General features: G+C 65.8%; 22 protein-coding genes. 11 read left to right on the top strand and 11 right to left on the bottom strand.

The window, feature by feature from the left end; all coding sequences use genetic code 11:
- Positions 1-55 precede the first annotated feature (55 nt).
- The 6 genes from MUK71_RS08460 to MUK71_RS08435 all read right to left on the bottom strand — a co-directional run bounded on the left by MUK71_RS08460 (position 56) and on the right by MUK71_RS08435 (position 8,754).
- Entirely contained in the window at positions 56-724 is a 669-nt protein-coding gene (locus MUK71_RS08460; RefSeq protein ID WP_227927823.1) for a lysophospholipid acyltransferase family protein, read from the bottom strand.
- Positions 711-1,409, bottom strand: a complete 699-nt coding sequence (locus tag MUK71_RS08455; protein ID WP_227927824.1) for an HAD hydrolase-like protein — start codon at positions 1,407-1,409, stop codon at positions 711-713. The genes MUK71_RS08460 and MUK71_RS08455 overlap by 14 nt, the downstream gene beginning before the upstream one ends.
- A 229-nt stretch (positions 1,410-1,638) precedes the next feature.
- Positions 1,639-4,542 carry an excinuclease ABC subunit UvrA gene (uvrA, locus tag MUK71_RS08450; RefSeq protein WP_227901925.1) on the bottom strand — a complete coding sequence of 968 codons (2,904 nt, stop codon included), beginning with the start codon at positions 4,540-4,542 and terminating at the stop codon, positions 1,639-1,641.
- Positions 4,543-4,621: 79 nt separating this feature from the next.
- Complete coding sequence (locus MUK71_RS08445) at positions 4,622-5,038, bottom strand: GntR family transcriptional regulator (RefSeq protein ID WP_227927825.1); 417 nt, start codon at positions 5,036-5,038, stop codon at positions 4,622-4,624.
- Between the two features lie 9 nt (positions 5,039-5,047).
- Complete coding sequence (locus MUK71_RS08440) at positions 5,048-7,003, bottom strand: ABC transporter ATP-binding protein (RefSeq protein WP_227928079.1); 1,956 nt, start codon at positions 7,001-7,003, stop codon at positions 5,048-5,050.
- 17 nt (positions 7,004-7,020) lie between these two features.
- Positions 7,021-8,754 carry an ABC transporter ATP-binding protein gene (locus MUK71_RS08435; protein WP_227901927.1) on the bottom strand — a complete coding sequence of 578 codons (1,734 nt, stop codon included), beginning with the start codon at positions 8,752-8,754 and terminating at the stop codon, positions 7,021-7,023.
- Positions 8,755-8,836: 82 nt separating this feature from the next.
- On the opposite strand from MUK71_RS08435, the gene MUK71_RS08430 reads away from it, so the two are divergent.
- The 3 genes from MUK71_RS08430 to MUK71_RS08420 all read left to right on the top strand — a co-directional run bounded on the left by MUK71_RS08430 (position 8,837) and on the right by MUK71_RS08420 (position 10,984).
- Positions 8,837-9,475 (top strand): MBL fold metallo-hydrolase, encoded by a 639-nt coding sequence (locus MUK71_RS08430; RefSeq protein WP_227901928.1) that lies wholly within the window; start codon positions 8,837-8,839, stop codon positions 9,473-9,475.
- 91 nt (positions 9,476-9,566) lie between these two features.
- The gene (locus MUK71_RS08425) at positions 9,567-10,538 is read left to right on the top strand and encodes an APC family permease (protein WP_227927826.1); all 972 of its coding nucleotides are present in this window, start codon (positions 9,567-9,569) and stop codon (positions 10,536-10,538) included.
- Positions 10,539-10,540: 2 nt separating this feature from the next.
- Complete coding sequence (locus MUK71_RS08420; RefSeq protein ID WP_227927827.1) at positions 10,541-10,984, top strand: APC family permease; 444 nt, start codon at positions 10,541-10,543, stop codon at positions 10,982-10,984.
- Between the two features lies 1 nt (position 10,985).
- On the opposite strand, the gene MUK71_RS08415 is transcribed toward MUK71_RS08420, so the two are convergent.
- The gene (locus tag MUK71_RS08415) at positions 10,986-11,765 is read right to left on the bottom strand and encodes a trans-aconitate 2-methyltransferase (protein ID WP_227927828.1); all 780 of its coding nucleotides are present in this window, start codon (positions 11,763-11,765) and stop codon (positions 10,986-10,988) included.
- A gap of 69 nt (positions 11,766-11,834) precedes the next feature.
- Here MUK71_RS08415 and MUK71_RS08410 point away from each other — a divergent pair, with 69 nt between their 5' ends.
- From MUK71_RS08410 to MUK71_RS08400, 3 genes are read left to right on the top strand one after another with little or no spacing between them, the layout of a single operon-like run.
- Positions 11,835-14,375 (top strand): DEAD/DEAH box helicase, encoded by a 2,541-nt coding sequence (locus tag MUK71_RS08410; RefSeq protein ID WP_227901931.1) that lies wholly within the window; start codon positions 11,835-11,837, stop codon positions 14,373-14,375.
- 10 nt (positions 14,376-14,385) lie between these two features.
- Entirely contained in the window at positions 14,386-14,880 is a 495-nt protein-coding gene (locus MUK71_RS08405) for a GNAT family N-acetyltransferase (RefSeq protein ID WP_227901932.1), read from the top strand.
- Positions 14,877-16,208 carry an alpha/beta fold hydrolase gene (locus MUK71_RS08400; protein WP_227927829.1) on the top strand — a complete coding sequence of 444 codons (1,332 nt, stop codon included), beginning with the start codon at positions 14,877-14,879 and terminating at the stop codon, positions 16,206-16,208. The genes MUK71_RS08405 and MUK71_RS08400 overlap by 4 nt, the downstream gene beginning before the upstream one ends.
- Positions 16,209-16,278: 70 nt before the next feature.
- On the opposite strand, the gene MUK71_RS08395 is transcribed toward MUK71_RS08400, so the two are convergent.
- Entirely contained in the window at positions 16,279-16,464 is a 186-nt protein-coding gene (locus tag MUK71_RS08395) for a hypothetical protein (protein WP_227927830.1), read from the bottom strand.
- A complete protein-coding gene (locus tag MUK71_RS08390) occupies positions 16,427-16,888 on the bottom strand; it encodes a hypothetical protein (protein ID WP_227927831.1) in 462 nt (153 codons plus the stop codon). The genes MUK71_RS08395 and MUK71_RS08390 overlap by 38 nt, the downstream gene beginning before the upstream one ends.
- Positions 16,889-16,977: 89 nt before the next feature.
- Between MUK71_RS08390 and MUK71_RS08385 the strand changes: the two genes are divergently transcribed.
- Positions 16,978-18,162 carry a polysaccharide pyruvyl transferase family protein gene (locus MUK71_RS08385; RefSeq protein WP_227927832.1) on the top strand — a complete coding sequence of 395 codons (1,185 nt, stop codon included), beginning with the start codon at positions 16,978-16,980 and terminating at the stop codon, positions 18,160-18,162.
- A 56-nt stretch (positions 18,163-18,218) separates the two neighbouring features.
- On the opposite strand, the gene uvrB is transcribed toward MUK71_RS08385, so the two are convergent.
- Positions 18,219-20,300, bottom strand: a complete 2,082-nt coding sequence (gene uvrB / locus MUK71_RS08380; protein WP_227927833.1) for an excinuclease ABC subunit UvrB — start codon at positions 20,298-20,300, stop codon at positions 18,219-18,221.
- Positions 20,301-20,363: 63 nt separating this feature from the next.
- Positions 20,364-20,990: a dephospho-CoA kinase gene (gene coaE, locus MUK71_RS08375; protein ID WP_227927834.1), complete on the bottom strand. Its 627-nt coding sequence runs from the start codon at positions 20,988-20,990 to the stop codon at positions 20,364-20,366.
- A 69-nt stretch (positions 20,991-21,059) separates the two neighbouring features.
- Between coaE and MUK71_RS08370 the strand changes: the two genes are divergently transcribed.
- The 4 genes from MUK71_RS08370 to MUK71_RS08355 all read left to right on the top strand — a co-directional run bounded on the left by MUK71_RS08370 (position 21,060) and on the right by MUK71_RS08355 (position 25,547).
- Positions 21,060-21,734 carry an IMPACT family protein gene (locus MUK71_RS08370; RefSeq protein ID WP_227927835.1) on the top strand — a complete coding sequence of 225 codons (675 nt, stop codon included), beginning with the start codon at positions 21,060-21,062 and terminating at the stop codon, positions 21,732-21,734.
- Positions 21,719-22,888, top strand: a complete 1,170-nt coding sequence (locus MUK71_RS08365) for a class I SAM-dependent methyltransferase (protein WP_423724591.1) — start codon at positions 21,719-21,721, stop codon at positions 22,886-22,888. Before MUK71_RS08370 ends, MUK71_RS08365 begins: the two co-directional genes overlap by 16 nt.
- Positions 22,889-23,181: 293 nt before the next feature.
- The gene (locus tag MUK71_RS08360) at positions 23,182-24,495 is read left to right on the top strand and encodes an ABC transporter substrate-binding protein (RefSeq protein WP_227927837.1); all 1,314 of its coding nucleotides are present in this window, start codon (positions 23,182-23,184) and stop codon (positions 24,493-24,495) included.
- Between the two features lie 56 nt (positions 24,496-24,551).
- On the top strand, positions 24,552-25,547 hold the full coding sequence (locus tag MUK71_RS08355; RefSeq protein WP_227901943.1) for a carbohydrate ABC transporter permease: 996 nt from the start codon (positions 24,552-24,554) through the stop codon (positions 25,545-25,547).
- Positions 25,548-25,589: the final 42 nt, after the last annotated feature.

Below are 25,589 nucleotides of genomic sequence, written 5' to 3'. Positions count from 1 at the left end.
TCCGCGGCGTCCCTGACCTACGGCCGGCGTTTCGCGGGACGCTGAACCCCGCGGGCTACCCCTCGGGCCGGTTGCGGTTGTAACTCTCCGCGCGCTCCTGGCCGGTGAGTTCGGCGATGGCGTCCATGACCCGGTCCGTGGCCTGCCGGCGCGCCGGAAGGGCATGTTCGGGTCCGGTCTTCTGGAAGTACAGCGGCGCACCGACCCTCAGGGTGAAGTGCCCCGGCTTCACGGTCTTTTTGCCCGCCGGCTGCAGGTTCTCCGTGCCGATCAGGCCCACCGGAACCACGGGGGCACCGGAGGTCAGTGCCAGCCAGCCGACGCCGGTCCGGCCGCGGTAGAGCAGCCCGTCCCGTGAGCGGGTGCCCTCGGGGTAGATGCCTACCCCTCCGCCGTCCTCGAGGATGTCCAGCAGGGTCCGGAGGGCTGCCACACTGGCGGCCTGCTGGTCACGCTGCACCGGGATGGACCCCACGCCTTCAAAGAAGCTCTTCATGGCGTAGCCCTTGAGGCCCGTGCCGGTGAAGTACTCGGCCTTCGCGAAGAACCCGACCCGCCGCGGCAGCAGCGCCTGCACCAGGACGCTGTCCAGGAAGGAGAGATGGTTGCAGGCCACAATGAAGGGTCCGCTGGACGGTACGTTCTCCAGTCCGGTGATGGTGGGCCGGCACAGGCCGCCCACAAGGCCGCGGATACTGGTCCGCGTGAGGTTATAGAGCGCCATGGAGCGCCGGTCCGTTCTCAGCGGAGCGCAGTACCGCATCCACCAGTTCCGCGGCGGTATCCACCACAACGGCGGCGCCGGCTCCGTCCAGTTCGCCCGGGGCTGCGAAGCCCCAGGACACACCGATGCAGTCCAGTCCGTTGGCGTGTGCACCCTCGACGTCGTGGCGCCTGTCGCCGATCATCACGGCTGCGTCGTAGCTCCCGGCGTGCCGTTCCAGGGCCGCACGGATAATGCTGCGCTTGCCGTCCAGTGCGGCGGCGGCCTGTTCATCCGCCGGTGAGCCGTGCACGGAGGCGAAGAGTCCACCCATCTCCTGCACTCCGAGGAGTTCCACGGCCAGGGCCTCCGGCTTCTGGGTGGCAACGGCCACCGTGTGCAGGGCGCCCAGCCGCTCGACGGCGTCGCGGATCCCCGGGTAGGGACGGCTCTGTGCCATCCCGGCGGACCGGTAGCCGGTGCGGTATTGCCGGATAACCTCTTCGACCCGGCTTTCCGGTACGCCTGCGATATCCCGCAGGGAGGTCACGAGGGCGGGGCCCACCATCCGCTGCAGGTCCGCGTCAGCCGGAACCGGAAGGCCGCAGGCGGACAGGGCGGCACTGATACCGCCGGTGATGGCGCCGTTGGGGTCAACCAGCGTTCCATCGAGATCAAAGAGCACCAAGAGCCGGGGAGAAGTCACGGCCCAAGTTTGGCATACAGGGAAGGACTAAGGGAAAAAGGTATACCAATAATGGAATATGTCGGCGGCGGTTATATTCCGCAGAAGTGTCTGTGGCAGCGTCGCGCCGTGCCCGGGCAACACGGCATGGCCGGGCCAAACATCACGCGGTCCGGAAGACGGGAATGCCCCCGGACAGTCCGCCGAAACGGACCGCCCGGGGGCATCATGGCGCCCTGCCGCAGAACGGCTACGGGTTGAGGATCTCCGCGAGGAACGTGGCCGTGTGGCTGCCCTCCACCTTGGCCACCTTCTCCGGGGTGCCGGAGGCCACGACCCTGCCGCCGCCGTTGCCGCCGTCGGGACCCAGGTCAATGATCCAGTCCGCGCTCTTGATCACGTCGAGGTTGTGCTCAATGGTGATCACGGTGTTGCCCTTGTCCACCAGACCCTGCAGCACTTCCAGCAGCTTGCGGACGTCCTCGAAGTGCAGGCCGGTGGTCGGCTCGTCCAGGACGTAGATGCTGCGGCCGTTGGAGCGCTTCTGCAGCTCGCTCGCCAGTTTCACGCGCTGCGCCTCGCCGCCGGAGAGCGTGGTGGCCGGCTGGCCGAGCCGGACGTAGCCCAGGCCCACGTCCACCAGCGTGTTCAGGTGCCGGGAGATGGGACCGAACGCTGCGAAGAACTCCGCTGCTTCCTCGATCGGCATGTCCAGCACCTCGGCAATGTTCTTGCCCTTGTAGTGGACTTCCATGGTTTCCCGGTTGAACCGGGCGCCGTGGCACACCTCGCAGGGCACGTACACGTCCGGCAGGAAGTTCATCTCGATCTTGAGCGTGCCGTCGCCGTGGCAGGCTTCGCAGCGCCCGCCCTTGACGTTGAAGGAGAACCGGCCCGGCAGGTAGCCGCGCACCTTCGCCTCATTGGTCTCCGCGAAAAGCTTGCGGATGTGGTCCCAGACGCCGGTGTAGGTGGCCGGGTTGGAACGCGGCGTGCGGCCGATGGGGCTCTGGTCCACGTGGATGACCTTGTCCAGCTGCTCCAGGCCCTCCACCCGGGTGTGCCGGCCGGCCACATGCTTGGCGCCGTTGAGCTTGTTCGCCATGGTCTTGTAGAGGATGTCGTTGATCAGCGTGGACTTGCCCGAGCCGCTGACACCGGTCACCGCCGTGAACACGCCCAGCGGAATGTCCACGTTCAGGTTCTGCAGGTTGTTTTCCCGCGCGCCCACGATCTTCAGCTGGCGGGACTTGTCCACCTTGCGCCGTTTGGCCGGGATCTCAATCTTCTTCCGGCCGGAAAGGTAGGCACCGGTAATGGAGCGTTCGTTGGTGAGCAGCTCAGCCAACGGACCGGAGTGCACAATCTCGCCGCCGCGCTCACCGGCACCGGGTCCGACGTCAACAATCCAGTCCGCTTCATGGATGGTGTCTTCGTCGTGCTCCACCACAATCAGGGTGTTGCCCAGGCTGCGCAGCCGGGTCAGGGTTTCGATCAGCCGCCGGTTGTCCTTCTGGTGCAGGCCGATGGACGGCTCGTCGAGCACGTACAGCACGCCCACCAGGCCGGAACCGATCTGGGTGGCCAGGCGGATGCGCTGTGCCTCGCCGCCGGAGAGGGTGGCCGCCGGCCGGTTCAGGCTCAGGTATTCGAGTCCGACGTCGAGCAGGAACGTCAGCCGCGCCTGGATCTCCTTGAGTACGTTGCTGGCGATCTGTGCTTCCCGTCCGGTGAGGGTCAGGCTGCCCAGGAACTCGGCGGCCTCACGGAGCGGTAGGGCGCTGATCTCGGCAATGTTGCGGCCGTTGATCAGCACGGAGAGGGAGGCAGGGTTCAGCCGCGCTCCCCCGCACTCGGGGCAGGCGATTTCGCGCATGTACTCCTCGTACCGGTCCCGGGCATGGTCCGATTCGGTTTCCAGGTGCTTGCGGTGGATGTACTGGATGACGCCTTCGAAGCCGGTGCTGTACTTGCGTTCGCGGCCGAAGCGGTTCCGGTACTGGACCACCACCTTGTGGTCCTTGCCGTTGAGGACTGCCTCGCGCGCCTTGGCGGACAGCTTCTTCCACGGGGTGTCCATGGAAAAGCCCATGTCCTTGGCCAGGCCTTCAAGCAGCCGGTTCCAGTATTCGGTGGTGGCGGCGCCCAGTGACCAGGGAGCGATGGCGCCTTCGGCCAGGGACTTGGACGGGTCCGGAATGATCAGGTCCTCATCCACCTCCAGCTTGGAGCCGATGCCGGTGCAGACCGGGCAGGCACCGAAGGGGTTGTTGAAGGAGAAGGAGCGCGGCTCAATCTCGTCAATGGCCAGCGGGTGCTCGTTCGGGCAGGCCAGGTTTTCGGAGAAGGCCCGGGTGCGGTCCTCACTGTCCTCGGGCAGGTCCACGAAGTCGACCACTATCCGGCCATCGGCCAGGGCCAGGCCGGTTTCCACCGAGTCGGTGAGCCGCTGCCGGATGCCGTCCTTGGCTACGAGGCGGTCCACCACCACTTCGATGTTGTGCTTGATCTGCTTGCCGAGCTTGGGCGGGTCGGAGAGCTGGATCTGCTTGCCGTCCACCCGGGCACGGGAGTAGCCCTTGGCGGCAAGTTCCTTGAACAGGTCCACAAATTCGCCCTTGCGGCCGCGGACCACCGGGGCGAGGACCTGGTAGCGGGTACCTTCTTCAAGCTCCAGGAGCTGGTCCACAATGGCCTGCGGGGTCTGCCGGCTGACCGGCTCGCCGCAGACGGGGCAGAACGGGCGTCCCACGCGTGCCCAGAGCAGGCGCATGTAGTCATGGATCTCGGTGATGGTACCCACGGTGGAACGCGGGTTCTTCGATGTGGACTTCTGGTCAATCGAGACCGCAGGCGAGAGGCCTTCGATGAAGTCGACGTCGGGCTTGTCCACCTGGCCCAGGAACATGCGGGCGTAGGCGGAAAGCGATTCGACGTAGCGGCGCTGTCCTTCCGCAAAGATGGTGTCGAAGGCCAGCGACGACTTTCCGGAGCCGGACAGGCCGGTGAACACGATCATGGCGTCCCGGGGCAGATCCAGGTCAACGTTCCGGAGGTTGTGCTCGCGCGCCCCCTTCACTACCAGTCGGGACAGATCATTGGCAGTATGCGGCGCAAACACAGTGTCCGCCGTCGTGAGAGTCGATTTAGGCACGTTTTCCACTCTAGTTCAAACACCGATTCGAAAACGTATTCGAGCAGCCGAGTTTCGCCGCGGGCGAAGAGCAGCAGCCTTACTGCAGGGCGGCGCGCACCAGCGCGACGGCGTCGTCCGCGGGAATGCCGTTGGCGCGGGCCGCGTCGGCAAACACCCGGGCGGCCTCGGCTACCCGGCTGCGGCCGGCGTCACCGGCGGCGGCCACCACTGTTCCCGCCCGGGAGCGGGTGGTGACCACCTGGGCCTGTTCCAGCTCCCGGTAGGCCCGCGCCACCGTGTTGACCGCAAGCCCAAGGTGGCCTGCCAGCGCGCGGACCGGCGGCAGCCGGGTGCCCACGGCGAGCCGGCCCTCGTTAACGGCGTCCAGGATCTGCAGGCGCAACTGCTCGTACGGGGGGACCGAGCTTGCAGCGTCGATCCGAACCCAGGGCAGGACACCGGGATCGGTGACGGTGGAGGGCGATTCAGGGCCGGTGCCGGGCGCGGGAGTCATGATGCCATGCTAGTGCCCGTCCGGTGTGGACGGCGCAGCGGCCGCCTCAGCACCCCCGGCCGATTCCACTGCAGGTCCGGCGAACTGGGAGCGGTACAGCTCGGCATAGAAGCCCTCGGCAGCGAGCAGCGCGTCATGGACACCCTGCTCCACAATCTCTCCGTTGCGCACCACCAGGATGACGTCCGCGTCGCGGATGGTGGAGAGCCGGTGCGCAATCACGAAGCTGGTCCGGTCCTGACGGAGGGCATTCATTGCCATCCGGATGGCCACCTCGGTGCGGGTGTCCACGGAGCTGGTTGCCTCATCCAGCACCAGGATGGCCGGGTCGGAGAGCCAGGCGCGGGCGATTGTCAGCAGCTGCCGCTGGCCCTGGCTCAGGGATCCGCCGTCATAGCCCAGCACGGTGTCATAGCCTTCCGGCAGGGAGCGGACAAAGTGGTCCACGTGCGTAGCCAGTGCAGCGGCATGGATCTGCTCGTCCGTGGCCCCGGGGGCGCCGTAGGCCAGGTTTTCGCGGACGGTGCCCTCAAAGAGCCAGGCGTCCTGCAGCACCATGCCGATCCGGCTGCGCAGCTCTTCGCGGCTCAGCCGGGCAATGTCCACGCCGTCAATGGTGATGCGTCCGGCATCAACGTCATAGAAGCGCATCAGCAGGTTCACGAGGGTGGTTTTGCCGGCACCGGTAGGACCGACAATCGCCACCGTCTGCCCCGGTTCGGCGACAAAGGAAAGATCCTTGATGAGCGGCGCTTCAGGACTGTAGCTGAAGGACACGTCTTCGAAGGCCACCCGTCCGCGCACCTTGTCCAGATGTTCCGGGTGCGCCGGATCCGGTTCCTGTTCCCGCGCATCCAGCAGCGCGAACACGCGTTCGGCCGAGGCGACGCCGGACTGGAGCATGTTGATCAGCCCGCCCAGCTGGCCAAGGGGCTGGCTGAACTGCCGGCTGTACTGCACAAAGGCCTGGACCCCGCCGATGGACAGCTGCCCGCCGGCCACCTGCAGCCCGCCCACCACGGCCACTGCCACGTAGTTCAGGTTCGAGATGAACATCATCGCCGGCATGATGATGCCGGAAACGAACTGTGCCCGAAATGCTGACCGGAACAGACGGTCATTGGCCGGCGCGAATCCTTCAATCACCCGTTCCTGTTGCCCGAAGGCCTTCACCACGTCCTGGCCGGTGAACATTTCCTCGATATAGCCGTTCACCTCACCGGTGGATTTCCACTGCGTTTTGAACTCCGCCTGCGAGCGCCGGGCAATGAGTACCGTCACCAGGGCGGAGACCGGAACCGTGACCACGGCGATCAGCGCCAGCAGCGGGGAAATGGAGAGCATCATCGCCAGGACACCAATGATGGTCAGCACGGAAGTGACTATCTGGGTGAGGCTCTGCGAGAGGGTCTGGGCCAGGTTGTCGATGTCATTGGTGACCCGGCTCAGGACATCTCCGCGCGACTGCTGCTGGAAGTGGGACATGGGCAGGCGGAACAGCTTGCCGTCCACGTCGCGCCGCAGCCGGTACATGGCGTTCTGGACAATACGGGCCGTGAGCCGGGCCTGGAACCAGCCGAAGACGAAGGCCGCCAGGTAGATCGCCAGGACGCCCAGCAGGATCCCGCCCAGCCGGCCGAAGTCCAGCCCCTGCCCGGGCACCACGTCCATGGCGGCGAGCATGTCAGCCAGTTCCCGCTCCCCCGAGGCCCGCAGGGCCTCCACCTGGGCATCCTTGGACATTCCCGCCGGCAGGCTGTTCCCGATGAAGCCGTCGAAGATGACGTTGGTGGCTTCCCCCAGGATTCGCGGGGCACTGACCGCGAGCGCCACCGAGACGACGGCGGCCAGCATCACGGCGGCCACGCGGAGCCGGTCCGGTGCCATCAGGACCAGGATGCGCCGGACACTGGCGGCAAAGTTCTCGGGTTTCGCCGTTGCCGGGGCTCCCGGGCGTCCTCGCATGCCCGCCCCGTGCCCGCTCACGCGACCTCCTCGGCCGTGAGCTGGGAGGCGACGATTTCCCGGTACGTCGGGGAGGACTCCATCAGCTCGGTGTGGGTTCCCTGCCCTACGACCCGTCCCTCCTCCAGGACCACTATCCGGGCAGCGTCGGTGATGGTGTTGACCCGCTGGGCCACCACCACCACGGTGGCGTTCCGGGTCTGCGGTTTCAGGGCGCTGCGCAGCCGCGCGTCGGTGGCAAAGTCCAGGGCGGAGAAACTGTCATCGAAGAGGTAGATCGAGGGCCGCACCACCAGGGCACGGGCAATGGCCAGGCGCTGGCGCTGTCCCCCGGAGAAATTGGCACCGCCCTGTTCCACCGGATGGTCCAGCCCGCCGTCCCCGGCCCGGACGAAGTCTGCGGCCTGGGCGGTCTCCAGCGCTTCCCACAGTTCCGCGTCCGTTGCCTCCGGACGTCCGAAGCGCAGGTTGGAGGCAATGGTGCCGCTGAACAGGTAGGCCCGCTGCGGCACCAGGCCGATCCCGTGCCGCAGGGAGGCGAGGGTGACACCGGCAATATCCTGGCCGTCCACGCTGACGGTGCCGGAAGTTGCATCAAGCAGGCGCGGCACCAGATTCAGCAGGGTGGTTTTCCCGGCCCCGGTGGAGCCGATGATGGCTGTGGTCTCCCCCGGCAGCGCCTCGAAGCTGATGCTGTGCAGCACCGGGTCCTCCGCCCCCGGATAGCTGTAGCCGACGTCGGTGAAGGTGAGCCGGCCGCCGTCGTACTCCAGTTCCGCCGCGTCCGGGGTGTCCGTGACGCTGGTGCGGGTATCCAGCACCTCGTAAATGCGCTCGGCACAGACTGCAGCGCGGGGCAGCATCATGATCAGGAACATGGACATCATCACGGCCATGAGGATTTGGATGATGTAGGCGATAAAGGCCGTCAGGGCGCCGATCTGCATTTGCCCGGCCTCAATCCGGAACGCGCCGAACCAGATCACGGCAACGGTGGCGAGGTTGGCCACCAACATGGCTGCCGGGAACAGCAGCGCCAGCAGCTGGCTGATCCGCAACTGGGTGCCGGTCAGGTCGGCGTTGGCCGAATCGAACCGCTGTTCCTCTGAGCGCTCGCGGATGAAGGCCCGGATAACGGCGATCCCCATGATCTGCTCCCGCAATACGGAGTTCACCCGGTCGATCTGCCGCTGCGCCCGCCGGAAAAGCGGGATCAGGCGCCGCAGGACCAAACCGATCACAACGAACAGCACCGGCAGGATCAGCAGCAGGATCCCGGAGAGCGGTATGTCCTGGTTCAGGGCCAGCAGCACCCCGCCAATGCCCATGATGGGCGCCGAGACCATCATGGTGAACGTCATCAGCAGCGTCATCTGGACCTGCTGCACGTCATTGGTGGTCCGGGTAATCAGTGACGGCGGCCCGAACAGGCCCACTTCGCGGGAGGAAAAGGTTTCCACGTTGGTGAACAGCTCGGAACGGATATTGCGGCCCGTGCTCATCGCCACCCGCGCGGCGAGGAACGTGGCAGCGATGGAACAGAGAATCTGGCCCGCCGTGACGGCGAGCATCCAGCCGCCCACCTCCATGATGACGCCGGTATCCCCGGTGACGACGCCGCGGTCAATGATGTCGGCGTTCAGGGTAGGCAGGTACAGCGTTGCCACAGTCTGCAGCAGCTGCAGCGCAACGACGGCGGCTACGGTGCCTTTGTAGGGAGCGAGGTACTGCCGGACCAGCCTCAGGAGCATCCTTGCAACCTACGCCCGTCTGCGGGTGCAGACAATAGCCCTGCGCAAGCACGTGCGGGAACGGCCTCGCTAGACTGGGCCGATGGAGAATCTGCAGAACATCACCATCCGGAGCGCGTCCGTGGGCACCATGGACAACAACGTTTATGTGCTCACCGACAAGGACACCGGCGCCCAGGTCCTTATTGATGCCGCTGATGATTTCGCCGCCATCCAGCGCCTGCTGGCCGAAGGGGCCGCCGATGCCCGGGTGCCGGCGAAGCTTGAACTGGTGATCACTACGCACAGCCACTGGGACCATGTCCGTGCGCTCGCCGAAACGGCGGCTGCCACCGGAGCGCGTACCGCCGCCGGGACGGAGGACATCGGGGACATCGAAGTACCCACCGTCCTGGCACTTGAACACGGCGACAGGGTGCCCTTTGGCGGCGCCGAACTTGAAGCACTCAAGCTGCGCGGGCATACCCCCGGATCCGTGGCCCTGCTCTACCGGGAGCCGGACGCGCCGGCCCACCTCTTTACCGGTGACTCCCTGTTCCCCGGCGGCCTGGGCAACACGCAGAAGGACCCGGAACGCTTCGCGTCCCTGTACCGCGACGTATTCGAACGTATATTCGAATACCTTCCGGATGACACCGTGGTGCACCCCGGCCACGGCGCCGGCACCACTCTGGGGGCCGAACGGCCGCACCTGGCCGAATGGAAGGAACGCGGCTGGTAAAGGCGCACAACCCACGCTCCCCGTTGACCCTGCTTCGCGGCCGGCCGTACGCTCCAAAGAGGCCTGCCGGACCGAGTGAGGGAGCGCAGCCGTGGCCGAACCAGCGTCGCCAAAGTCCCGGACGCCCCGGGCCCCGGGGCAGATCGGCCTCGTAGCCTGCGTAGCGTTCGGGGTTGGCACCACGGTGGGCGGAGGGGTATTCACCCTTTCCGGCACGGCGGTCAACCTGGCCGGACCCGCCGCCGCCGTCAGCTACATCCTCGCGGGCATCGTGATGTTCCTGTGTGCACTGTCCTTCATCGTGGTTTCCACCAGGGCCGGCGACGGCGAATCCGGCTACGCCCCCGTGGGCACCATCCTCGGCCCCTTCTGGCGGTTCATTGTGATGTGGGCCTTTTACCTCAACGGGGCCACCATCATCGCCTACCTGGTGGCCTCCTTCGGCGACTACTTCAGCGAATACTTCCTGCCCGCGGCCGGCACCCTGGCGGTGGCGCTCGCCACCACCGTACTGGTCACCGCACTGAACCTCGGCCCGACGTCGCTCGTCGCCCGGGCGGAGACCTGGATCGTTGGCATCAAACTGGGCCTGCTGGTGCTGTTCTCCGTCTGGGGCCTCACCGAACTCCGGCCCGATGACCTTGACCGGCCGCTGCCTTCCGGCACCGGGGGGATCTTCTCCGCCGCCGCACTGCTGTTCACTGCCTACACCGGCTTCAACGTCATCACCAACATGGCCGGATCGGTGAAGAATCCGCGCAAAACAGTTCCGCGCGCCATCATGCTGACCATCCTGGTCTCCGGTCTCGTCTACCTCGGCACCGTCCTGGCCATGACAGCCAGCGGGATCACCAGGTTCACCGCCACCGGCGTATCCCAGGCTGCCGAGACGGTCATGGGGGCCTGGGGTGGCGTCCTGGTGGCGTTTGCGGCCTGCCTGTCCACGTTCTCGGGAGCCAACGCCAATGTGCTGGGCGCCTCGGAGATCATGCTGCGCATGGTGGCCCGCGGGATGTTCCCCCGGCACTGGGCCGGCACACACGCAACGGCCACCCCTACATAAGCGTGCTGCTGCTGGGAATCATTACCGTTCTCCTGGTGGTGCTGCGGGACACCGCGTTTGTAGTCTCCGTTGCCAACGTGGCGGCGATTATCGCCATGATTGTGGTGAGCGTTGCGGCGGCCGTGCTGGGATTCCGCAAATGGCCGGGCGAGGGCGCACGGTTGCCGCTTGGGCCGGTGATTCCCATCCTGGCCGTGCTGGCCGCGGCCGGCCAGCTGCCGTCACTGAACCCGGAAGCAATTGTGGCCGGCTTCTTCCTGACCGGTTTCGGTGCCGCCCTGTACTTCGCCCGGCTGTACGAACGCGGCGGCGCAGGAACCCGGGCGCATGCGAGCGCCCAGATCGATACGCTGAACACCCCGCTGATGAAAGCCGCACGCACCGGGACCATCGCAAACAGCGCGGATCCCTCCGGGCCGCGCCGGCGCCTGCCGCCCGAAGCCTGACCTACGCCGTTTTCCTTGCCACCATAAAAATGCGGCGGAACGGAAAGACGGTTCCCCAGCCGTGCTGCGGGTAGGCACTGCGCAGCAGAGCCGCGTATTCGGCCTCAAACCGGGAGAGCTCCTCTGCCGTCAGGGCAGCAATCACCGGGCGCAGCGCCGTGCCGCGAACCCATTCAAGTACCGGGTCCTCCCCGGGGAGAACCTGCTGGTAACTGGTCTCCCAGACATCGGCGTCCATCCCCGCTTCAACCAGGAGAGCCAGATACTCGTCGGGCGCGGCGACGGCGTCCGCATGGCGCAGCACCCCCTCCAGCTTCGGTGCCCAGCGGGCGCTCGCCGCCAGGTCACGCATGAGCACATGCGACGGGGCAGTGAAGTTGCCCGGCACCTGCACTGCCAGCCACGCGCCGGCGTCGAGCCGTTTGGCCCACTTCCGCAACAGGTCCCGGTGGCCGGGAACCCACTGCAGGGCAGCGTTGGAGACCACCACGTCCGTACCGGCGTCCGGTTCCCAGTCCTCGATCCGGGACCGGATGAACTCCAGATTCGGAGGTGCACACTCCAACGCCCCGGCCTGCTCAATCATGTCGGCGGAGGAATCCACCCCGGTCACCTGCGCACCGGGCCAGCGGGCGGCGAGCGCAGCGGTCAGTGCCCCGGTGCCGCAGCCCAGGTCCACCACCCGCCCGGGCGAGGACGCCGCTATCCGGGCGGTGAGGTCGAAGAAGGGCCTGTCGCGGTGCGAGGAGAACTGTGTGTACTTTTCCGGATCCCATTTCATGCGGCCGAGCCTACCGCCGGAAAGGGAGGAAAAACGCGACAGGCGCGGCCCCGTTAGTCTGGTAGAGACATGAAACTTCTTGAGCAGCTGCCCTCCGGTCCCTCCGCCACCGCAACCATTGACCCCGACGAGACCTACACCTCCTTCCTGGAATGGGTTGAGAGCCGCGGTATGTCGCTGTACCCGGCGCAGGACGAGGCAGTGATGGAACTGGTGACGGGTAACAACGTCATCCTGGCCACGCCCACCGGATCCGGTAAGTCCATGGTGGCCATTGCCGCGCACTTCCACGCCATGGCCCACGACGAGCGCAGCTACTACACCGCTCCCATCAAGGCACTGGTGTCCGAGAAGTTCTTCGCCCTGTGCGAGATTTTCGGTGCTGAGAACGTGGGCATGGTCACCGGGGACTCCTCGGTGAACAAGGACGCACCGATCATCTGCTGCACCGCGGAGATCCTGGCCAACATTGCCCTGCGTGAAGGGCCGGACGCGGATCTGGGCACGGTCATCATGGACGAGTTCCATTTCTACTCCGATCCGCAGCGCGGCTGGGCCTGGCAGGTGCCGCTGCTGGAGCTGCCGCAGGCGCAGTTCCTGCTGATGTCCGCCACTCTGGGCGACATGACCCGGATCGCCAACGAACTCAGCGAGCTCACCAACCGGGACACCGTCACGGTCTCCTCCGTGCAGCGGCCCATCCCGCTGCACTACTACTACGTGGAAACCCCCATCCAGGAATCCCTGGAGGAACTGCTGGCCACCAAACAGGTCCCCGTCTACGTGGTGCACTTCTCCCAGATCGAAGCCATTGACCGGGCCCAGGCGCTGATGAGCATCAACGTCTGCACCCGCGAGGAGAAAGACCGCATAGCCGAGCTGATCGCCGGGTTCCGGTTCGCCCCCGGCTTCGGCAAGACCCTCAACCGGCTGGTCCGCCACGGCATCGGCGTACACCACGCCGGCATGCTGCCCAAGTACCGCCGCCTGGTGGAGCAGCTGGCCCAGGCCGGACTGCTGAAGGTCATCTGCGGCACCGACACCCTGGGCGTGGGGATTAACGTGCCCATCCGCACGGTGCTGATCACTGCCCTGTCCAAGTACGACGGCACCCGCACCCGGCCGCTGAAGGTCCGCGAATTCCACCAGATTGCCGGACGCGCCGGCCGGGCGGGTTATGACACCGCCGGCACCGTGGTGGTGCAGGCACCGGAACACGTGATCGAAAACGCCAAGGCCATGGCCAAGGCGCAGGCGAAGTTCGGTGACGACCAGAAGAAGCTGCGCCAGGTGGTGAAGAAGAAACCGCAGGCCGGTTTTGTGTCCTGGGGCAAACCCAGCTTCGAGAAGCTCGTGGACGGCACCCCGGAGCCGCTCACCTCCAGCTTTAACATCACCCACTCCATGCTGCTGAACCTGCTGGAGCGCCCGGGTGACCCGTTCACCGCAGCCAAGAAACTGCTCACCAACAACCACGAGACGCGGTCCTCCCAGCTGGCGCTGATGAAGAAGGCCCTGAGCATCTACCGCGAACTGAAAACCGCGGGCATTGTGGAGGTGCTGCCCGAACCTGACGCCGACGGCCGCACCGTCCGGCTGAAGGTGCACCTGCAGCCCAACTTTGCCCTGAACCAGCCGCTGTCCCCGTTTGCCATGGCATCACTGGAAATCCTGGATCCGGAGAGCCCGTCCTACGCCCTGGATGTGGTCTCGGTGATCGAGGCGATTATGGAAAAGCCGCGCCAGGTGCTCTCCGCCCAGGAGAAAAAGGCCCGCGGCGAAGCGATCGCGGCCATGAAGTCCCAGGGCATCGAGTATGACGAGCGGATGGCGCTGCTCGAAGAGGTCACCTATCCCCAGCCGCTGGCGGAACTCCTGGAGCAGTCCTTCGAGGTATACCGCTCCGGTGCTCCCTGGCTGGGCGAGTTCGAGCTCAGCCCCAAGTCGATTGTCCGGGACATGTATGAGCGGGCCATGAGCTTCGGCGAGTACGTGCAGTTCTACTCGCTCGCGCGCTCGGAGGGCGTGCTGCTGCGCTACCTCTCCGACACCTACAAGGCGCTGCTGCACACGGTGCCCCCGGAGCGGCTCCGCGAGGACCTGGAAGACATCATCGAGTGGCTCGGCGAGCTGGTCCGCCAGACCGACTCGTCGCTGCTGGACGAATGGGAGGAACTCACCTCCGGAGTCAACCCCGACGCCAGCAGCGAACCCGTGCTTCCGCCCGTGCCGGACCGGCTGACCGCCAACGTCCGGGCCTTCCGGGTGATGGTGCGCAACGAGATGTTCTCCCGCGTCAAGCTTTTCGCGGACGAGGATGACCGCGCGCTGGGCGAGCTCGACGGCGACGCCGGCTGGGACGCCGACCGCTGGGCGGACGTGCTGGACGCCTACTTCGAGGAACACGAGGACATCGATGACGGCCCCGACGGCCGCGGCCCGAACCTGCTGATCATCAAGGAAGTGCCCGGCAAGTGGGAGGTCCGGCAGATCTTTAAGGATCCTGCCAACCACCTGGACTGGGGCATCACCGCGGAAGTGGACCTGGCCGCCTCAGACGAAGCCGGCAGCCCCGTCATCAAGGTGATCACCGCCGGACGGCTGGATTAGGCTGGATCCCATGCAGATCCGTCCCGCGCGCAAAGAAGATGTCCCCGTCATCCTGGAACTCATCCATGATCTGGCGATCTACGAAAAGGAGCCGCACGCCGTGAAGAACACGGTGGAGGCCCTCGAGGAGAACCTCTTCGGCCCGCATCCGGCCATTTTCGCGCATGTGGCAGTGGAGCAGGGACAGGTCCAGGGCTTCGCCCTGTGGTTCCTGAACTACTCCACCTGGGAAGGTGTGCACGGCATCTACCTCGAGGACCTGTACGTCCGGCCCGAAGCGCGGGGCAAGGGCATGGGCAAGGCGCTGCTGCGCACCCTGGCCGGGATCGCCGTCGAGCGCGGCTACGCCCGGGTGGAATGGTGCGTGCTGAACTGGAACGAACCCTCCATCCGGTTCTACAAGTCCCTGGGTGCGGTTCCGCAGGATGAGTGGACCACGTTCCGGCTGACCGGCGACGCGCTGTCCTCCTTCGGCAGCCCCGTGGTTTCAGGAGGGGCAGCATGAGCGCCCCGGTCCCGCGTATCCCCGTTCCCCACACTGCGTCGGCCCCCTACACGGTGCGCGGCATGAACGTCACCGACCACCGGTTCACTGTTCCCCTCGACCACGCGGCACCGGACGGGGAAAGCATCACCGTCTTCGCCCGTGAGTACTCCGATGCTGCCCTCCCTGCTGCCCGGGTGCGGGAACTGCCGTGGCTGCTGTACCTGCAGGGCGGACCCGGAGGCAAGGGCAGCCGGCTGCTGCAGTTCGGCGGCTGGACCAAGGCCGCCTCGAAGCACTTCCGCATCCTGATGCTGGACCAGCGCGGCACCGGGCTGTCCACCCCTGCGGACCGGCAGACCCTGGCCCTGCGCGGTGACTCCGCCGCCCAGGCGGACTACCTGACCCATTTCCGGGCGGACTCCATTGTTGCGGACGCCGAGCTGATCCGCCGGGCCCTGGGCTCCGGGCCGTGGACCACTTACGGGCAGAGCTACGGCGGTTTCTGTACCCTCACATACCTCTCCTACGCGCCGGAAGGTCTGCGCGGGAGCCTGATTACCGGCGGCCTGGCGCCGCTGACCGGTCCCGCTGACCGGGTGTATGAGGCCACCTTCGGGCGGGTGGCCGCACGCAACGCCGAATACTTTGCCCGCTACCCCGAAGACCGGGACATCGTCACCCGCATAGCCCGGCATCTGGACAGCGTTCCCGAATACCTGCCGTCCGGCGAACGGCTCTCCGTCCGGCGCTTCCAGATGGCCGGCTCGTACCTGGGTGGAAACACCCGGGTGGACGGCCTGCACTACTTCCTGCAGGAAGCCTTTGTTCCCACCCCCGACGGCGACCGGCTTTCGGATACCTTCCTGGAGACCACGCACGGACTGGTCAGCCGGGCATCAAACCCGCTCTACGCCCTGATGCACGAGTCCATCTACGGGCAGGGCGAAGCCACGAACTGGGCGGCCTGGCGGGTGCTGCAGTCCCATCCCGAATTCGAGCCCGCGGCCGCTGAGCCGCTGTTCACCGGCGAGATGGTCTATCCGTGGTACTTCGACGAGGACCCGGCGTTGGTGCCCTTGAAGGAGACCGCGGAACTGCTGGCGAAGAAGACAGACTGGGGTCCGCTCTATGACACTGCCCGGCTGGCACGGAACACCGTGCCGGTGGCGGCCGCGGTGTACACCGATGACATCTATGTGGACCGGGACCTCTCGCTGGAAACCGCTGCTGCCGTGAAGGGACTGCAGGTCTGGGAAAGCGGCGACTTCCACCACGACGGCATTGCCGACGACGGCGAGGCAATCTTCAACCGCCTGCTGGGCATGGTGCGCGGCGGCGACGCATAAAAAGCAGGTCCCCGGCGGATAGCCGGGGACCTGAAGCGTTTGTGGAGACTCCGCTGCGGAGCTTCGACGGTTAGAGGGGCTTCTTTGCAAGCTCCCGGACCCAGTCCGGGGTGGGCTTGCCGAGCTTGCGATCAGTGGTGAGGCGGAGGCGTGCTGCCCGGATCTGCACCCGCTCACGGTCCCGGTCAGGTACGGGCTGGTCGGCGGGACGCGGGGTTCTATCTCCGTGTGCCAGCGGCAGTGCTGCTGTTGTCATCGTCGACCTCCTCCGCTCCGGGTACGCTCGTGGTGTCTTCATTCTGGCCCATCCCGCCGTTCGAGTCCACTATCGCCGTCAGTGGGCGCGCCCAGGCAATGCTGATAATGGCCGCTTCTTCGGCCCCGGCAAGATCACTCTGGGCCAGCAGATCCAGCACCCCCAATCCGGTTTCCTGCCGCCTGGGATCGTCCGACAGCGAGGCCTCGATGGCCCACTCGGCACGTGCCCACCATTCAGAGCGTTGATCCGCCTTCCGGCGCTGTTCGAGGGTCTTCCACCCGATGATAAACGTCAGGGTGGCCGCGGCGAGCACCGCTAACGGCCCCAGGGCTCCCAGCACCTCCCACCAGGGCGTGCCGACGGCGGCTGCGGGCTCCGAGACGGCAGGCGCCGGCGTCGGGAGAATGAAACGCGAAACCATGAAGGAAGCCTATCCCGGCGCCGGATGGTTGGCGTGGTACGGCTCCGATACATACGTTTCAGCGTGGTTGGCTGCGTTAGGGTGTGTACATGGATAATCGGCCTTATTACTTGGTCGCCACAGCGGGGAACCCCAATTACGGCGATGAATTCATTACTGCTTGCTGGCTGAGGTATTTGGCTGAGAGATTCCCGGAGACCGCGGTGTGGGTGGATTGCCCGCAGCCGGGCACTGCCGCCCTGCTGTTTGAAGGTCTCCATCCCAAGCTACGCATCACCAATACCCTGTGGCGCGCGGTCAGCGAGGCAGCTGCGGAGCTTCCCGCGGAGGATGTCGGGCAGCGGGTTGCTGACCTTGTCACGAATCTCGGATCGCCGGCTTATGACCTCGGCCTCGTCAAACTACGGGAGGCCCGCTCGCTTCACCTGCTCGGCGGCGGCTACGTGAACGCTGTCTGGCCGCACCATACCGGGCTGATCGCCGGGATGCGGGCGGTCCAGTCCCTCACCGGGGCACGCTTGTACGCCACCGGGCAGGGCCTGATGCCGTTCGCTGTCCCTGCGGAACGTGCTTCCCGGCTGTTTGAAGGTTTTGACTATGTCAGTGTGCGCGACGAGGAGAGCGCCGTGGCTCTTTCGGCAAAGCTCGGCCTGGACGACGCCTTCCTGGGAGTTGGGGCTGAAGTTGCCCGGTCAGCGGGCCGGGAAGGTATTTTCGTCTGCATCCAGGCGGACATGAATGACGAGGGGCGCTTCCAGGAAGTAGTGGCTTCAGCCCGAAGCCTGATTGAAGAGCTCGCGGATGACGAAACGCCCGTTTATTACGTGGAGGCCATCCCGGGTGCCGATCACCCGGCATACGCCCTTCTGGCGGACTTGATTCCCCAAGAAAATTTCCTGCCGTTTGCACAGGTGTGGCAGGAGGGGCTTCCCATCGGCCCGCGCCAGCAGTGGATCACCACACGCTTCCACTTCCATCTGCTTGCTGCCGCCGCCGGGGCGCGCGGTGTCGCCCTCAGCGTTAAGGCGGGCTACTACGACATCAAGCATGGTTCCCTGGCTGCGATAGGCAGCGGCTGGGCGGTAGACAGCGGCCGTGCGGGCGGCCGGCTGGCGATGCCGGAGGCCGCGGGATCCCTCCAGCTCACCTTGGCCAACCGCGTGGAACAGAAGCGCGCGGAGGCTGGGCAGCTATATCCGGCAGGCAGGCCAGCTGAAAGGCGTCCCGCGCTGCATTCCCTGCGGCGCAAGGCTTTTTCCGCCCTGACCAGGTAGCAGCCAGCAGGTCTCCAGCCGTCGTTTTCGGGTAGCTCGAGACCTGCTCCGCAACCCTAGGCGTGCCCGGCAGACTGCATCTGCCGCAGTTCCTTTTTCAGGTCTCCCACCTCGTCGCGCAGGCGGGCTGCCAGTTCGAACTGCAGCTCGGCCGCGGCCGCATGCATCTGCTCGGTCATGGAGGCAATCAGCTCGGTCAGGTCCTCCGCCGGGGCGGCGGCAAGTCCGTCCTTACGGACAGCCTTGCCCTTGCCCTTGGCCTTCTTGTTCCTGGCCGCTTCCTCCAGGAGTGCCTTGGTGTCGGCGTCCTCGCGGGCCAGCTGATCGGTGATGTCGGCGATCTTCTTGCGCAGCGGCTGCGGGTCCACGCCGTGCTTTTTGTTATAGGCGATCTGGATGTCCCGGCGACGGTTGGTTTCGTCGATGGCATGCGCCATGGAGTCGGTGATCCGGTCCGCGTACATGTGGACCTCGCCGGAGACGTTACGCGCGGCGCGGCCAATGGTCTGGATCAGCGACGTGGAGGAACGCAGGAAGCCTTCCTTGTCGGCATCGAGGATGCTCACCAGCGACACCTCGGGCAGGTCCAGGCCCTCACGGAGCAGGTTAATGCCCACCAGCACGTCGAACGTGCCCATCCGCAGCTCGCGCAGCAGCTCCACGCGCCGCAGGGTGTCGACGTCGGAGTGCAGGTACTCCACCTTCACCCCGTGCTCGAGGAGGTACCCGGTCAGGTCCTCGGCCATGCGCTTGGTCAGGGTGGTCACCAGCACGCGCTCGTCCCGTTCCGTGCGGGTGCGGATCTCGCCGAGCAGGTCATCGATCTGGCCCTTGCTGGGCTTGACCACCACCTGCGGGTCCACCAGCCCGGTGGGCCGGATGATCTGCTCCACGTAGCCGTCCGACTTGGACAGTTCGTATTTGCCCGGGGTGGCGGACATGTACACGGTCTGGCCGATCCGCTCGAGGAATTCGTCCCACTTCAGCGGCCGGTTGTCCATGGCCGAGGGCAGCCGGAAGCCGTGGTCCACCAGGGTCCGCTTACGGGACATGTCGCCTTCATACATGGCGCCGATCTGCGGAATGGTCACGTGTGACTCGTCCACCACGAGCAGGAAATCGTCCGGGAAGTAGTCCAGCAGGCAGTGCGGGGCGGTCCCCGGGCCGCGGCCGTCAATATGCCGGGAGTAGTTCTCGATGCCGTTGCAGAACCCCATCTGCTGCATCATTTCCAGGTCATAGGTGGTGCGCATCCGCAGCCGCTGGGCTTCGACCAGCTTGTTCTGGGATTCAAGTTCCGCCAGCCGCACCTGCAGTTCATCCTCGATGTTGCGGATGGCCCGCTGCATCCGGTCCTCACCGGCGACGTAGTGCGACGCCGGGAAAACGTACATCTCGGTTTCTTCATGGATGACGTCGCCCGTCAGCGGATGCAGGGTATAGATGTTCTCGATCTCGTCGCCGAAGAACTCGACGCGGATGGCGTTTTCCTCGTACATCGGGATGATCTCCACCGTGTCGCCCCGCACCCGGAAAGTGCCGCGGTGGAAGTCCATGTCATTGCGCACGTACTGCATGGCCACGAACTTGCGCAGCAGGTCATCTCGGTTCATCTGCTGCCCGCGGCGCAGGGTCACCATCTGCTCGATGTACTCTTCCGGGGTGCCCAGACCGTAGATGCAGGAAACGGTGGCCACGACAATGACATCGCGGCGGGTCAGCAGGGCGTTGGTGGCGGAGTGCCGCAGCCGTTCAACTTCCTCGTTGATGGAGGAGTCCTTCTCGATGAAGGTGTCCGTCTGCGGGACGTAGGCTTCCGGCTGGTAGTAGTCGTAGTAGGAAACGAAATATTCCACGGCGTTGTTCGGCAGCAGCTCACGGAATTCGTTGGCCAGCTGGGCGGCGAGGGTCTTGTTTTGCACCATGACCAGGGTGGGCCGTTGAACCTGTTCCACCAGCCATGCCGCGGTGGCACTTTTGCCGGTACCGGTGGCTCCGAGGAGGACTATGTCCTTCTCGCCGGCATTGATCCGTTCGGCCAGTTCCTTGATGGCGGTGGGCTGGTCGCCGGCCGGCCGGTAATCGCTGACGACCTCGAAGGGCGCCACTACTCTCTTGATGTCCTGCGCAAGACTCATGTCTACAAAACTACTCCGCCATGCGGTCAGCCGTGGTCCGCTTTGCTAGGGGCTGAACGGAAATTATCCGGTCCCTTCGGCGTCCGGCCTGCGCCGGTTCATCGGCACCAGTCTCTGTTCCCACAGCGCCCGCACAGCGGCCGCCAGGTCTTCGGGAGTACCGGTGTTGTGCAGGACGACGTCGGCGGCCTCCGCGCGCTCAGCGGCGGTGGCCTGCGCCGCGATCCGCGCCCGTGCGGCGTCGGGATCCATCCCGCGGTCCCGGACCATCCGGACCAGGCGTTCCTCTTCGGGAGCCTCCACCACGAGCACAAAGTCAAAGTTTCCGGCCTGTCCGGTCTCCACCAGCAGCGGAATATCCTGCACCAGGATTCCATCCTGCGGAGCTTCAGCCGCCAGCGCTGCGGCGCGGGCACGGACCAGCGGATGAATGATGCCGTTAAGGACCGCCCGGCGCTCATCGTCGCCGAACACCACTGCCGCCAGCGCGGCACGGTCCAAACTGCCGTCCTGCGCGAGAACGGAAGGACCGAACGCCTCCACGACGGCGGCGAGACCGTCAGTTCCCGGTTCCACCACCTCGCGGGCCAGGGCATCGGCATCAATCAAAACGGCGCCGCATTCCACGAGGGTCCGGGCAACCAGGGATTTTCCGGCGGCGATCCCGCCGGTGAGTCCAACCTTGAGCATGCAGCCCAGCCTACCGCCGAAGCCCCGGGCCCCCGGGCAGTCGCGACGCCGGACCACTAGACTAAAGGGGTGAGTGACATCGACGCGGCGGCGGGGCGCTACACCACCGTTGCCGGGGAGCACCGCTCCGAACTGGAGATCAAACGCTCACGCTTCATCACGGTGCTGCGCCGCACCGAAACCGAAGACCAGGCACGGGCGCTGGTCGCAGAACTGCGCCGCGAATTCCACGACGCCCGGCACCACTGCAGCGCCTTCGTCCTGGGCCCGGGACGCGAGGTCCAGCGCTCAAACGACGACGGCGAACCCTCAGGAACCGCCGGCATCCCCATGCTGGAGGCACTGACCAAACGTGAAACCGCCGGCGGCGCTACGGACCTGAGCGACATCACGGCGGTCACCGTACGCTACTTCGGCGGCATTCTGCTGGGTGCCGGCGGACTGGTGCGGGCCTACTCGGAATCCGTCTCCACTGCCCTGTCCACCGCTCCCCTGCTGCAACGGCGTCGGATGCTGCTTTACGCGGTGCCGGCCGGCCACGCCGAGGCTGGACGGCTGGAAAACGACCTGCGCAATGCCGGCCTCAGCGTCACCGGCACCGACTACGGAGCGGCCGGGGCCAGTATCACCGTGGCACTGCCGGACATCCCGGGCAGTGCTGAGCATTTTCATGACCGGCTGGCAGCCTTCACCGCCGGGGTCAGCACCCCGGAACCGCTTGGAACAGAATGGATCGACCTGTGACGCAAGACCCCGCCGTGACACCCGGGTTTTCCTTTGAGAACCTCAGCCGCCGCCCCGATGTCGAGGCAGAGAACCTGCAGGCCCACGATGCTGCGGACCGGCTGCTGCTGGATACCGCCGCAGACCGCCTGCGCGCGGACGCAGGCGGCGTCGTCGTCATTGGGGACGCCTATGGTGCGCTGACTCTCGGAGCGGCCGCGCTGCACGGTGTGCGGGACCTGCGGGTCCATCAGGATCCGTATTCCGGTGAGCTGGCACTGGCACGCAACGCCGACGCCGCCGGGCTGGCCGGGGTGTACAGCTCGCTGCCGCTGGATCCGGCACTGGTGCACGGAGCCCGCACGGTGCTGCTGCGGCTGCCGCGGTCCCTTGACGCGCTCGAGGAAATAGCCGCCCTGATCGCACGGCATGCCGATCCCGGTGTGGTGGTTTATGCCGGCGGCAGGGTCAAGCACATGACCACCGCCATGAACGCCGTCCTGGGGCGGTGGTTCGGCTCCGTCTCCGCCGGCCTGGCCCGGCAGAAATCCCGGATCCTGACCGCGGCCGGTCCGCTGCCCGCTGAGCGGCTGCCTGAGGACCGGTTTCCGCTCGCCCAGAAGCACGATGTCGGACTCACCGCACCGCTGGAACTGCGGGGCTACGGTGCCGCATTTGCCGGGGCATCCCTGGACATCGGCACCCGGTTCCTGCTGCCGTACCTGGCGCAAGCACGGCAGGCGGCGTCCGCCATCGATCTGGGCTGCGGTACCGGGGCCATTGCCGCATATCTGGCACTGACCCGCCCGGATCTGCAGGTGCTGGCCACAGACCAGTCAGCTGCCGCCGTGGCCTCCGCCTCCGCAACCATGGCAGCCAACGGCGTGGCGGAGCAGGTGCGGGTCCGGCGGGATGACGCACTGGCCGGTCTTCCGGAGCGTTCAGCCGAACTGGTGGTGCTGAACCCGCCGTTCCATATCGGTGCCAGCGTGCACGCCGGTATTGCGCTGAAGCTGTTTGCCGACGCCGGCCGTGTCCTGGTGCCCGGCGGGGAACTCTGGACCGTCTGGAACAGCCATCTGGCCTACAAGCCGGCCCTGACCCGGTTGGTCGGCCCCACCCGTGAAGTAGCCCGCAACCCCAAATTCACGATCACGGTCAGCACACGCGCCTAAGCGGACAGTAGCCCCGGCACGCCGGGCGGGACACCCCTCTTCCCCCCAGCGCATAATCCCGCACCCGCATGCCACAACCAATCTGAGAGAGCGCTCTCTTGACAGTGACCGTTGTCACACTTAGGCTCACACGAAGATCAGAGAGCGCTCTCTCAGTCCGGCGGAAGTTTGCGGACCGGCTCTCTTTTGTATCCAGCTTCAGTCCCGCCCCCGGCGGATCAGGCCCGGTTGCTGTCCCGGCACGGTCCAAACAGTTATCACCACCGGCTAGACCCACACACAAAGGAGTGACCGTGAAGAACTTTAAGCACCGGGCAGGGGCAGTGGCAGGCGCCGCAGCCCTCGCATTGCTCGCCGCCGGCTGCGGCGGCGGAGACAGCCAGGCCGGCACCGCGGAGGATCCCCTGGAAATCTCCATCACCACCTTCGGCACCTTCGGCTACGACGATCTCTACGCCGAGTACGAAGAAGCGAACCCGGGCATCAAGATCCGGCACAACAACATCGACCGCGGAGCCAACGCGCAGACTGACCTCTTCACGAAACTGGCCGCCGGCTCCGGCGTCAGCGACGTCGTCGCCATCGAAGAAGGCTGGCTCGGCGCCGTCATGGAGGTCTCCGACGAATTCGTGGACCTGAATGACTACGGCGCTGAGGACATCAAGGACAACTGGGTCGACTGGAAATACCAGCAGGGCACCGACGCGGAGGGCCGCGTTATCGGTTACGGCACGGACATCGGGCCGCAGGGCCTGTGCTACAACGGAAAGCTCTTCGAAGCCGCCGGCCTGCCCAGCGACCGCGAGGCAGTGGCGGAACTCTTCGGCGGGGATGACGCCACCTGGGACCGCTACTTCGAACTGGGCAACGAATACCACGAGAAGACCGGGCTGGGCTGGTATGACCAGTCAGGATTTGTCTGGAACTCCATGGTGAACCAGATGGAAGAGGGCTACTACACTGCCGACGGCGACCTGAACATTGAGGACAACGCCGCCATGAAGGAACAGTTCATGCAGCTCGCTGCCGGAACCGAGGCCGGCCTGTCCGGCAACGAGAAGAAGTGGGACTGGGGCAAGGGCCGCGCCTTCACCGACGGTTCCTTCGCCACCTTCGTGTGCCCGGGCTGGATGCTCGGCACCATTCAGGAACAGCTGGAATCTGCCGGCGGTGCCGAAGACTCCGGCTGGGACTTCGCCGATGTGTTCCCCGGTGGGGCATCCAACTGGGGCGGCGCCTTCCTCTCCGTATCGGAAGAGTCCGAGCACAAGGAGGAAGCAGCAAAGCTGGCCGCCTGGCTCACCGCCCCGGAACAGCAGGTCAAGCAGTCCGCAGCGGCCAACAACTTCCCCAGCACCCTGGAAGCACAGCAACAGCTCGCCGAGGATGCAACGCCCAATAAGGTCTTCAACGACGCTCCTACCGGGGCGATCCTCGCCTCCCGCGCGGAGGGCGTGAAGGCGCAGTTCAAGGGCCCGGATGACTCGGTGATCCAGGAGAAGGTCTTCGGAGCCGCCCTGACGCAGCTTGATGCGGGCAGCCTGGACGGCGAAGGTGCCTGGAACGAGGCGATCAAACTGCTGAACGAGCAGGTCGAACAGGACTAGCTCCCCGTCGGGGCCTCCGGGAAACCGGGGGCCCCTCATGGACTGTGAGAATCGAAATGACCGTAACCCTCAAGCCGTCCGCGCCCCCGGCGCCGGCGCACAAGCCCAAACCCTCTTTCCGGCAGCGCCTTAACGTCTGGGATTTCAAGGCGTCGCCGTACCTCTACATCTCCCCGTTCTTTCTCCTTTTCGCACTGGTGGGCCTTTTCCCGCTCATCTACACGTTCTACGTGTCCCTCTACGACTGGCACCTGCTCAAGGGCCAGGGCGAATTTGTCGGACTGGGCAATTTTGCCAATGTGCTCGCGGACCGCTTCTTCTGGAACTCGCTCTTCAACACCATGAGCATCTTCCTGCTTTCAGCCATTCCGCAGCTGGCCGGCGCCCTGCTGATTGCCGCCGTGCTGGACCAGAACATCCGGGCCAAAACCTTCTGGCGCATGAGTGTCCTGGTCCCCTACGTGGTCACCCCCGTGGCCGTGGCACTGATCTTCACGAATATGTTCGGCGAAGACTACGGACTCATCAACAGCATCCTGGGGAACTTCGGAATTGATCCCATCATGTGGCGGACCGAGACCTTCCCCAGCCATGTGGCCGTGGCCAGCATGGTCAACTGGCGCTGGACCGGGTACAACGCCCTGATCCTGCTCGCCGCCATGCAGTCAGTGCCGCGGGAAATCTACGAATCCGCAGCCCTGGACGGTGCCGGTGCCTTCCGGCGCTTCTTCAGCATCACCCTGCCGAGCATCCGGCCCACCATGATTTTCGTGGTGATCACCTCCACCATCGGCGGACTGCAGATCTTCACCGAACCGCGCCTCCTGGACCCGACGGAAGCCGGCGGCTCCCAGCGGCAGTTCCAGACAACGGTTCTGTACCTCTGGGAAATGGGGTTCCAGCGCAAGGACTTCGGCGAGGCCTCTGCCATCGCGTGGCTGCTGTTCCTCCTGATCATCGTTGTCGGGATCATCAACCTGGCCCTGTCCAGGCGGATTGCCTCCGGCGGCCCGTCCCGCGGCCGCACCGCCGTGAAAGGGAAGAAAAAGTGAGTGTCATAGAGCGCAAGGCCGCGCCCGGACGGGAACCGGTAC

Source organism: Arthrobacter zhangbolii (assembly GCF_022869865.1).
In the GTDB taxonomy this organism is placed as follows: Bacteria; Actinomycetota; Actinomycetes; order Actinomycetales; family Micrococcaceae; genus Arthrobacter_B; species Arthrobacter_B zhangbolii.
Note: the sequence above shows the minus strand (reverse complement) of the source record. Positions and strands in the feature narration are given on the sequence as shown.

What these genes read in the sequence shown, in the direction of transcription:
- MUK71_RS08405 (WP_227901932.1), top strand. Translation starts at nt 14,386, where the DNA reads ATGCAGATCCGTCCCGCGCGCAAAGAAGATGTCCCCGTCATCCTGGAA.
- MUK71_RS08415 (WP_227927828.1), bottom strand. Translation starts at nt 11,765, where the DNA reads ATGAAATGGGATCCGGAAAAGTACACACAGTTCTCCTCGCACCGCGAC.
- MUK71_RS08435 (WP_227901927.1), bottom strand. Translation starts at nt 8,754, where the DNA reads ATGCTCCTGAGGCTGGTCCGGCAGTACCTCGCTCCCTACAAAGGCACC.
- MUK71_RS08385 (WP_227927832.1), top strand. Translation starts at nt 16,978, where the DNA reads ATGGATAATCGGCCTTATTACTTGGTCGCCACAGCGGGGAACCCCAAT.
- MUK71_RS08400 (WP_227927829.1), top strand. Translation starts at nt 14,877, where the DNA reads ATGAGCGCCCCGGTCCCGCGTATCCCCGTTCCCCACACTGCGTCGGCC.
- MUK71_RS08445 (WP_227927825.1), bottom strand. Translation starts at nt 5,038, where the DNA reads ATGACTCCCGCGCCCGGCACCGGCCCTGAATCGCCCTCCACCGTCACC.
- MUK71_RS08365 (WP_423724591.1), top strand. Translation starts at nt 21,719, where the DNA reads ATGGATCGACCTGTGACGCAAGACCCCGCCGTGACACCCGGGTTTTCC.
- MUK71_RS08355 (WP_227901943.1), top strand. Translation starts at nt 24,552, where the DNA reads ATGACCGTAACCCTCAAGCCGTCCGCGCCCCCGGCGCCGGCGCACAAG.
- MUK71_RS08460 (WP_227927823.1), bottom strand. Translation starts at nt 724, where the DNA reads ATGGCGCTCTATAACCTCACGCGGACCAGTATCCGCGGCCTTGTGGGC.
- MUK71_RS08440 (WP_227928079.1), bottom strand. Translation starts at nt 7,003, where the DNA reads ATGCGAGGACGCCCGGGAGCCCCGGCAACGGCGAAACCCGAGAACTTT.
- MUK71_RS08410 (WP_227901931.1), top strand. Translation starts at nt 11,835, where the DNA reads ATGAAACTTCTTGAGCAGCTGCCCTCCGGTCCCTCCGCCACCGCAACC.
- MUK71_RS08390 (WP_227927831.1), bottom strand. Translation starts at nt 16,888, where the DNA reads ATGGTTTCGCGTTTCATTCTCCCGACGCCGGCGCCTGCCGTCTCGGAG.
- MUK71_RS08395 (WP_227927830.1), bottom strand. Translation starts at nt 16,464, where the DNA reads ATGACAACAGCAGCACTGCCGCTGGCACACGGAGATAGAACCCCGCGT.
- MUK71_RS08430 (WP_227901928.1), top strand. Translation starts at nt 8,837, where the DNA reads ATGGAGAATCTGCAGAACATCACCATCCGGAGCGCGTCCGTGGGCACC.
- coaE (WP_227927834.1), bottom strand. Translation starts at nt 20,990, where the DNA reads ATGCTCAAGGTTGGACTCACCGGCGGGATCGCCGCCGGAAAATCCCTG.
- uvrB (WP_227927833.1), bottom strand. Translation starts at nt 20,300, where the DNA reads ATGAGTCTTGCGCAGGACATCAAGAGAGTAGTGGCGCCCTTCGAGGTC.